The 7,463-nt window shown below is 67.4% G+C and carries 8 protein-coding genes; 2 read left to right on the top strand and 6 right to left on the bottom strand.

Features of this window, described 5'->3' with window-relative positions; all coding sequences use genetic code 11:
- On the bottom strand, positions 1–1,154 hold a 1,154-nt coding region (locus tag GX543_RS12600; RefSeq protein WP_290852297.1), incomplete at its 3' end, for an FAD-binding oxidoreductase.
- A gap of 180 nt (positions 1,155–1,334) precedes the next feature.
- Here GX543_RS12600 and GX543_RS12595 point away from each other — a divergent pair.
- Positions 1,335–1,754, top strand: a complete 420-nt coding sequence (locus GX543_RS12595; RefSeq protein ID WP_290852295.1) for a universal stress protein — start codon at positions 1,335–1,337, stop codon at positions 1,752–1,754.
- 12 nt (positions 1,755–1,766) lie between these two features.
- Here the strand turns inward: GX543_RS12595 and GX543_RS12590 are convergent, their stop codons facing one another.
- Positions 1,767–2,993: a lipase family protein gene (locus GX543_RS12590; RefSeq protein ID WP_290852294.1), complete on the bottom strand. Its 1,227-nt coding sequence runs from the start codon at positions 2,991–2,993 to the stop codon at positions 1,767–1,769.
- A 102-nt stretch (positions 2,994–3,095) separates the two neighbouring features.
- On the opposite strand from GX543_RS12590, the gene GX543_RS12585 reads away from it, so the two are divergent.
- A complete protein-coding gene (locus tag GX543_RS12585) occupies positions 3,096–3,602 on the top strand; it encodes a GtrA family protein (RefSeq protein ID WP_290852293.1) in 507 nt (168 codons plus the stop codon).
- A 90-nt stretch (positions 3,603–3,692) separates the two neighbouring features.
- On the opposite strand, the gene GX543_RS12580 is transcribed toward GX543_RS12585, so the two are convergent.
- The 4 genes from GX543_RS12580 to GX543_RS12565 form a co-directional block, all read right to left on the bottom strand.
- Positions 3,693–4,712, bottom strand: coding sequence for a fused (3R)-hydroxyacyl-ACP dehydratase subunits HadA/HadB (locus tag GX543_RS12580; protein WP_290852292.1), 1,020 nt, complete (start codon positions 4,710–4,712; stop codon positions 3,693–3,695).
- A gap of 63 nt (positions 4,713–4,775) precedes the next feature.
- Positions 4,776–5,654 carry a TIGR03619 family F420-dependent LLM class oxidoreductase gene (locus GX543_RS12575; RefSeq protein ID WP_290852291.1) on the bottom strand — a complete coding sequence of 293 codons (879 nt, stop codon included), beginning with the start codon at positions 5,652–5,654 and terminating at the stop codon, positions 4,776–4,778.
- Positions 5,655–5,724: 70 nt separating this feature from the next.
- Complete coding sequence (locus GX543_RS12570) at positions 5,725–6,636, bottom strand: glycosyltransferase family 2 protein (RefSeq protein ID WP_290852290.1); 912 nt, start codon at positions 6,634–6,636, stop codon at positions 5,725–5,727.
- Entirely contained in the window at positions 6,633–7,460 is an 828-nt protein-coding gene (locus tag GX543_RS12565; protein WP_290852289.1) for an ABC transporter ATP-binding protein, read from the bottom strand. Before GX543_RS12565 ends, GX543_RS12570 begins: the two co-directional genes overlap by 4 nt.
- Positions 7,461–7,463: the final 3 nt, after the last annotated feature.

Raw genomic sequence — 7,463 nt, 5'->3', positions numbered from 1 at the left:
TGGTTGCCTTCGCCGAACAGCTTGAAAACATTGAGGAAGCTGACGTGCCCGGATGCCTGAATGTCGTAGATGATGCCCTTGAAGTCTTCGACGGCCTCCGGCGGAACGATGAATTGGTACTGCAGGAAGCCCTTCGAACCGTAGGCGCGATTCCAGTTCCCGAACAGATCGAGCGGGTGGTAGAACTGCGTCAGGTTCTGGATCTTGCCCTGGTAGTTGCCGCCCATGCGGTAGTACGCCTCGCCGACCATCGAGAAGTTGAGCTTGTTGGCCAGGCCGTTGGGGAAGACGTCCGGGAAGTTCACCAGGGTCGGCGCGTCGAACTTCAGCGGGTCGGCGGCGAGCTTGTCCGGCAACTGGTCGAGCGTCGCCAGGCTGCCGCGCGAGAAGGTGCCGCGGCCGAGGCGCGGTGGCTTGCTGATCGCGTCGAACCAGCCCGAGCTGTAGGTGTAGTTCTCCTCCGAGCCGTCCATGTGGAGCGCGATGGTCTCGTCGAGGCTCTGGGTGACGTTGCCGTCGGCGATGAAGTAGGCGGTCTCGGTGCGCGTCATCTGGACCTTGGCGCGCAGGATGATGCCGGTGAGGCCGATGCCGCCGATGGTCGCCCAGAAGATCGACGCGTCGGGGTCGTCGGGGGTCCCGGTGGGCGTCAGGGTGAGGATCTCGCCCGAGGCCACCAGCAGCTGGATCTCCCGGACGTGATTGCCGAAGCTGCCGGCGCTGTGGTGGTTCTTGCCGTGGATGTCGCAGCCGATCGCGCCGCCGATCGTCACCTGGCGGGTGCCCGGCAGCACCGGAACCCACAGGCCGTGCGGCAAGGCGACGCGCATCAGAGTGTCGAGGTCGACGCCCGCATCGAGGTCGATGATCCCGGTCTCGTCGTTGATCTCGTGGATCCGCGTCAACTGGGTCATATCGATGGTGAGGCCGCCGCTGTTCTGGGCGTTCTCACCGTAAGACCGACCCAGTCCGCGCGCGATGACTCCGCGGCGCAGATAGGTGGGCTTGTCCGCGTTGTCGTCGGCGACGCGAGCGACGGCCTCGGCGATCAGCTCGGGGTACGGGGTCGACAGGACATGGCCTTCGATCGGCATGGTCCGGCCCCAGCCCATCAGCTTGCGGGTCTCGATCGGGAGTACAGCATTGTTCGTCATCGGAGTAGAGACTACTCGTCAGTCAGCTCGTTCAGGAGTGCTTGTCGCCGCGCTGTGGTGGGCGGCACTGCCGAACAGGCGCGTGCCGCGAGGGAAACAGGCGCGTGCCGCGAGCGGCAGACCACCCGGAGCCTGCGTGTGTGCACTACATTTCATAACTGGGGACAGGAAGGGAAGACCATGATCGTCGTCGGCTATTCGTCCGGTGCGTTCGGCCGCGCGTGCCTGGAACAGGCGATCGTCGAGGCTCGCGTTCGCGACACCGACCTGCTGGTGATCAACGCCGTCTCCGAGTCCCGGGGACAGCGGGTGGCCGAACCCGAGGAGATCGTCGAGGCCGAGCAGCGGCTGGCGTCGGCGGGTGTCAGCTTCCGGATCTCGCAGCCGATCGGCGTCACCCCCGCCGAAGAGCTGCTGACGGCGATGGACGCTCCGGACGCCGAGATGCTGATCATCGGGATGCGCCGCCGCAGCCAGGTCGGCAAGCTGCTGCTCGGCAGCACCTCCCAGTACCTGCTGCTCGAATGCCGCAAGCCGGTGCTGGTGGTGAAACCGACCGACGCGCATCGGCGCGAGGAGTCGGAGTCGGTCGCGGAGTGAGCGCGACCGCCCTCACCGCATGATCCGCGCCAGGAACGGCGTCGAGTCCTTCATGGAGGCGAGCACCGTGCCCGAATGGTCCTGCGTCGGATACACGTGGAGATCGACCGGCTGGCCCGCCGCGCGCATCTGCGCGTACAGCGACAGCGCCGACGGTGCGGGGACGTCCATGTCCTTGAGGCCCTGGCCGAGGAAGATCGGGCGGTCGTAGCCGCTGTACGGGGTGCTCATGTACTCCACCAGCGCGCGCTGGACGCCGGGGATCGACGTGACGGGCTCGGCGAACCAATCGCGGACCTTGGCGCCGTCGACCGCGATGCGCATCTCGGGGTAGCAGCGGACCTGGGCCTGTTTCACGATGCGACGTCCCTCGGCGGTCAGGATCGACATCGGCTTGAGGTCCGGACGCGCATCGGCGAACCCGGCCCAGATGTACGAGGCGTACACGTTGAGTCCGGTCGGCAGCGCGACGGGCGGGAAGCCCGGTCCGGCCTGCCAGACGATGTGCTCGATGTTGGCCGGCGTGCCGGTCGCGACCACGCCGCGGTAGTCCAGGCCGGAGCCCTTCGAGAGGGCGGTGGCCCAGCGGGCTCCGTTCAAGGCGGCGCCCGCGCCCTGCGACTGTCCGACTATCGCCCACCGCTTCGACAGGGGCAGACCCGCGTGCGTCGCCGCCTTCACCGAGTCGACGATCGAGTGCGCCGCCACCTTGCTGCTGAGGTAGCTCATCAGGCCGGGCGTGCCGAGACCCGCGTAGTCGGTCGCGACGATCGCGTAGCCCCGGCTGAGCCAGTGGTCGAGGTAGGCCTGATCGCGATCGCTGCGCGGCAGAGCCGACGGGGTGCAGTCGTCGCCGAGCCCGGTCGTGCCGTGCGCCCAGGCGATGACCGGGTGGCCGCCCTTCGGTGCGGGTCGCTTCGGCAGGAAGATCGCACCGGTGCTGACCGCGGGCTTCCCGTGGACGTCGGTGGTCGCGTACAGGACCCGGTACGCGCTGTCCGCCTGCGGCAGGGAGACGGTCGGATCGAGCGGAGTCTTCTGCAGCAGCGTGCCCGGGGCGCCGACGGGGCCGCGGTAGTCGCGCGCGTCGAGGCCGGACCACACCGGTGCGACGCTCGCGGCGGGCTCGTCGGCGCGGGCCGTCGGGGCGGTCGGGGCGGTGAGCCCGGTCGCCGCGAGCACGGCGATGGCGACAGTCGCGCACGAGCGGGCGACGCGGGGGAGGAGGATACGGCTCATCCGAGGAACATTAGGTCAATCGGATGACGGTTCGGTACCCGATGCACTGATCTGTGCGGACGACGTCCCGTCGTCAACGGTTACGCTGGCACGGTGCCAGACATGCCCGAGACCCCCGATCATCTCCAGCCCGGCCATCATCCGGAGCACGAGGACTTTCGGACCCGTCACGCGCCGATGCCGTTGGAGCTCCCGCTCGACGACGAAGAGGCGTCGACCGACGTAGACCTCAAGACCCAGGTGGTCCGCTTCATCCTCACCGGTGGGTTCTCTGCGCTCTTCGACTTCGGGCTCACCCTGCTCCTGCAAGAGGTCTTCGGCGCGCCGTTCTGGCTGGCCAAGGCGGGCGGCTTCATCCTCGGCACCACCATCGCCTACCTGATCAACCGGCGCTGGACGTTCCGAGCCGAGCCGAGCACGGCCCGCTTCGCCGCGGTGCTGGTGCTGTACCTGGTGACCTTCTTCGTCAACATCGGTCTCTACAACTGGCTGGTGCACCAGTGGGGAACCGCGTTCGTGCTGGTGCTCCTCGCCTTCTGCGTGGCGCAGGGCGTCGCGACTGTCATCAACTTCGTCGTGCAGCGCGTGGTGATCTTCAAGATTCGCTGAACAAGCCCACAAACGTTTCCACCGTTGATCGTTACCCGCTCCGGGTAACGATCAACGGTGGAAGCGTGTGGCGGTCTTGGTTCGGCGGCGCTACTGGAACTGGACGGTCGCGGTGCAGCGGCCGAAGACGCGCTTGCCGTTCAGCGAGGCGCCGAAGACGATCAGACCGGTCTTGGTCTCCGGATCCAGCGACTTGACCTTCGCGGTGTACTCGACGATCGCGGGCTCGTCGGCGGGCACGTACACCGGGCTGGTGAAGCGGGCGCTCATGTCGCGGAAGGCGCAGGGGTCGCCGACGAACGAGGTCAGGTAACCCGCGGCGGTGCCGAGCGTCAGCATGGCCTGGGCGACGACGGTGTCGAGCCCGGCCGCCTTGGCGACGTCGTCGCTGTGGTGGATCGGGTTCGGGTCGCCCGAGACGCCGATGTAGTTGATGACGTCGCCGCGGGTGAAGTGCTGCTTGCGGGCGGGCAGGTCCATGCCCACGGTGAGGTCGTCGAAGGCGATGGTGTTCCAGGGGCCGCCCTCGGGCTCCGGGATCTCGGCGGGCGACGACGCCTGCAGCGGCAGCACGTGGCTGTCGCCGCCGGTGAAGATCACCCGGTCGACGACGTCGTCGAAGTCGTCGGGCAGGCCGCCGGACTCGCCCGGGCCGGCCAGCGAGGTCCACGATTCCTGCAGCACGCCGCGATCCACCTCGCGGACCAGCGTCTTGACCGTGAACAGGTCGGCGCCGGCGACGGTGCGGTAGGTCTCGAGCGAGACATCGCAATACAGCTTGTCCCCGGCCTTGATCGGCTTGTGGAACGTGAAGCGCTGATCCACCTGCAGGACGCCCGACTTCAACAGGCTGCCCGGGACGTGTTCCTCGAGCAGTTGCGCCTGGGACTTGGTGCCCATGATCGCGACCATGGTGAGCGGTGCGAGCAGGGTGTCGTGCCCGGCGTCGGCCGCCGCGGTCTCGTCCCAGTGCAGCGGGTTGTCGTCGTGCAGCGCGCGAGCGAACTCGCGGACTTTCTCGCGTCCCACTTCGTAGTAGTCGGCCGTCGTGTAGACGTTGCCGACCACTTGCGCGATCTGCTCCGCGCGCGTCATCTCACCGCTGGTCATTCAGTCAACGTACCCGAGGGGCGAAGAAGTGGAGAAACGGGTGCGTTCCGGAAGTGGGGGACGTCATCGGTTGACCTTCGAGATGACATTCTCACCGAACCACTCGATGTGGGCGACCTTCTTCTCGAGCGGCTCGGTGTCGGTGCCCATGATGTACGGCAGGCGGAACCCGACGATCGCGTCGGTGATGCCCTTGTCTTCGAGGCGCTTGCAGCCGTCGACGGTGTAGGCGTCCATCGAGATGACGTGGATCTCGAACGGGTCGTTCTCCTTGCCCTCCGCCTTGCGGATGGCGGCGAGCTTGTCGAGGAGCGCGTCGAGCTCCGCGGGATCGCCGCCGCCGTGCATCCAGCCGTCGCCGCGGGTCACCGCACGTTTGAGTGCGGCGTCGGCGTGGCCGCCGACCAGCAGCGGGATCGGTTCGGTCGGTGTGGGGCTCATCTTGGTTCGGTCGATGTCGTAGAACTCGCCGTGGTACTCGAAGTAACCGGGCGAGGTGAGGCCGCGGACGATGTCCATGCACTCGTTCATCCGGCGGCCGCGCCGGGCGTAGTCGACGCCCATGAGTTCGTAGTCCTCGCGCCACGGGCTGGTGCCGACGCCGAGTCCCAGGCGATTGCCGGTGAGGCAGGCCACCGACGCCGCCTGCTTCGCGACCAGGGCCGGCGGTCGGACGGGCAGCTTGAGGACGAACGGCAGAAATCGCAGAGTGGTGGTGACCGCCCCGAGCGCCGCGATCTGAATGAAGGTCTCGATGAAGTCTTTGTCCTCGAGGAACTCGCGACGACCGTCCGGGGTGTACGGATACGTCGAGTCGGACTCTTCGGGGTATGCCAACGAGTCGGGGATGGTCATGCCTGCGAAGCCGGAGGCCTCGGCTGCCTGAGCCAGCGCGGGGTAGTAAGTGAAGTCGGTCATCGCTTCGGCGAAGGTGAATCGCATGGGTCACACACTAGAACACGTTCTAGAAAGGTGCTCAGGGTTGGTACAGAATTGCGGCGGTCGAGTGGCCCTACGGCCGCTCGAAGCGCTCCGACCGCCCCAGCTTGCGCAGCCGCATCCACTCGCGAAAGCCGGCCACGTCGCGCTGCTGCACCAGGAAGTACCAGCCGAACCGCGCGTACTCCTGGGGCAGGAGCTTGCGCATACCGGGCTGACTCATCAGGTAACCGCGGTTGCGGTAGGTGAAGAAGCGCTTGACCTCGTTGTCCGGGTACTGCGTGTGCATGCGCCCGCCGAGAATCGGCCGGAACTCGTCGCTTCCGTCGGGGTGCACGTACGCCGTCGTGAGGCAGGTGCCGAAGGCGATGCCGGAACGGGCCAGGCGTCGATGCATCTCCACCTCGTCGCCCCGGAAGAACAGCCGGAGGTCGGGCACCCCGATCGCGTCGATCGTCGACGACGAGAAGAGCGCGCCGTTCATCAGCGACGCGATGCCGGGAAGGAGATCGTCGGACTCGCCCGGGGCGAAGAGCTCCGACCGCTTGCGTCGCCAGACGAGGCCGCGACGCAGCGGGAAGGCGAGGTCGTCGGGGGAGTCGATGTTGACCACCACCGGTGACACCTGGCCGAGGTCGTGTCGGTCGGCGCAGCTCAGCAATGTCGAGAGCACCTGCGGGCCCTCGGGACGACCGTCGTCGTCGGCGCACCACACCCAGTCGGCGCCCAGTGCCAGCGCATGCAGCATGCCGAGCGCGAAGCCGCCGGCACCGCCCAGGTTGTGCTGCGACGGCAGGTACGTGGTGGGGATCGGTTGGCTCGCGACCAACTCGCCGACCTCGGGCTCGGCGGCGTTGTCGACCACCACCAGGTGGTCGAGCGGGCGATCCTGGGCGGACAGGACCTTCAGCGACTCGGCGAGCAGTTCTCGACGCTTGTGCGTGACGACGACGCCGACGACCGTCTGGCCGGTCGGCGCGCTCACGCCTTGCCCTCGTCGAGGCTCGCCAGCACCTTGCGGACGCTCTTCGCGGCCTCCGGGCCCTCGTAGGCGCCGACCACCTCTTCGATGCCGCCGTCCATCCGGATCCGGCCGTGGTCGATCCACAGTGCGCGGTCGCACAGTTGCGCCAGGAACTCGTTGGAGTGGCTGGCGAAGACCAGGATTCCTGAGCGTTCCACCAGGGCCTGCAGGCGTACGCGGGCCTTCTTCATGAACTCGGCGTCCACCGCGCCGATGCCCTCGTCGAGGATCAGGATCTCCGGGTCGATCGAGGTCACCACACCCAGCGCCAGGCGGACTCGCATGCCCGTCGAGTAGGTGCGCAGCGGCATGTTGAGGTAGTCGCCCAGCTCGGAGAACTCGGCGATCTCGTCGGTCTTGCGGAGCATCTCGCGGCGGCTCATACCCAGGAACATGCCGCGGATGATGATGTTCTCGTATCCGGAGATCTCCGGGTCCATTCCGACACCGAGGTCGAAGACCGGCGCCACGCGGCCCTGCACGCGGCAGGCGCCGTGCGTGGGCTCGTAGATGCCCGACAGCAGGCGGAGCAGCGTCGACTTGCCCGCACCGTTGTGGCCGACGAGGCCGACACGGGCGCCGTGCTCCAGGTGCAGGTTGATGTCGCGGAGGGCTTCGACGACGACGGTCTTGGAGTTGTTGGCGCCGATGACGCCGCCCGCCGCGCCGAGGACGGCCTTCTTCAGCGAGCGGGTCTTGGCGTCGAAGATCGGGAAGTCGATGCCCGCGTCCCAGGTGTCGACCCGGATGTCAGTTGATTTAGCCGTGTTGGTTGATTTAGCCATGTC

This window comes from Gordonia sp. (in: high G+C Gram-positive bacteria) (genome assembly GCF_012515855.1).
Classification (GTDB): Bacteria; Actinomycetota; Actinomycetes; order Mycobacteriales; family Mycobacteriaceae; genus Gordonia.
Note: the sequence above shows the minus strand (reverse complement) of the source record. Positions and strands in the feature narration are given on the sequence as shown.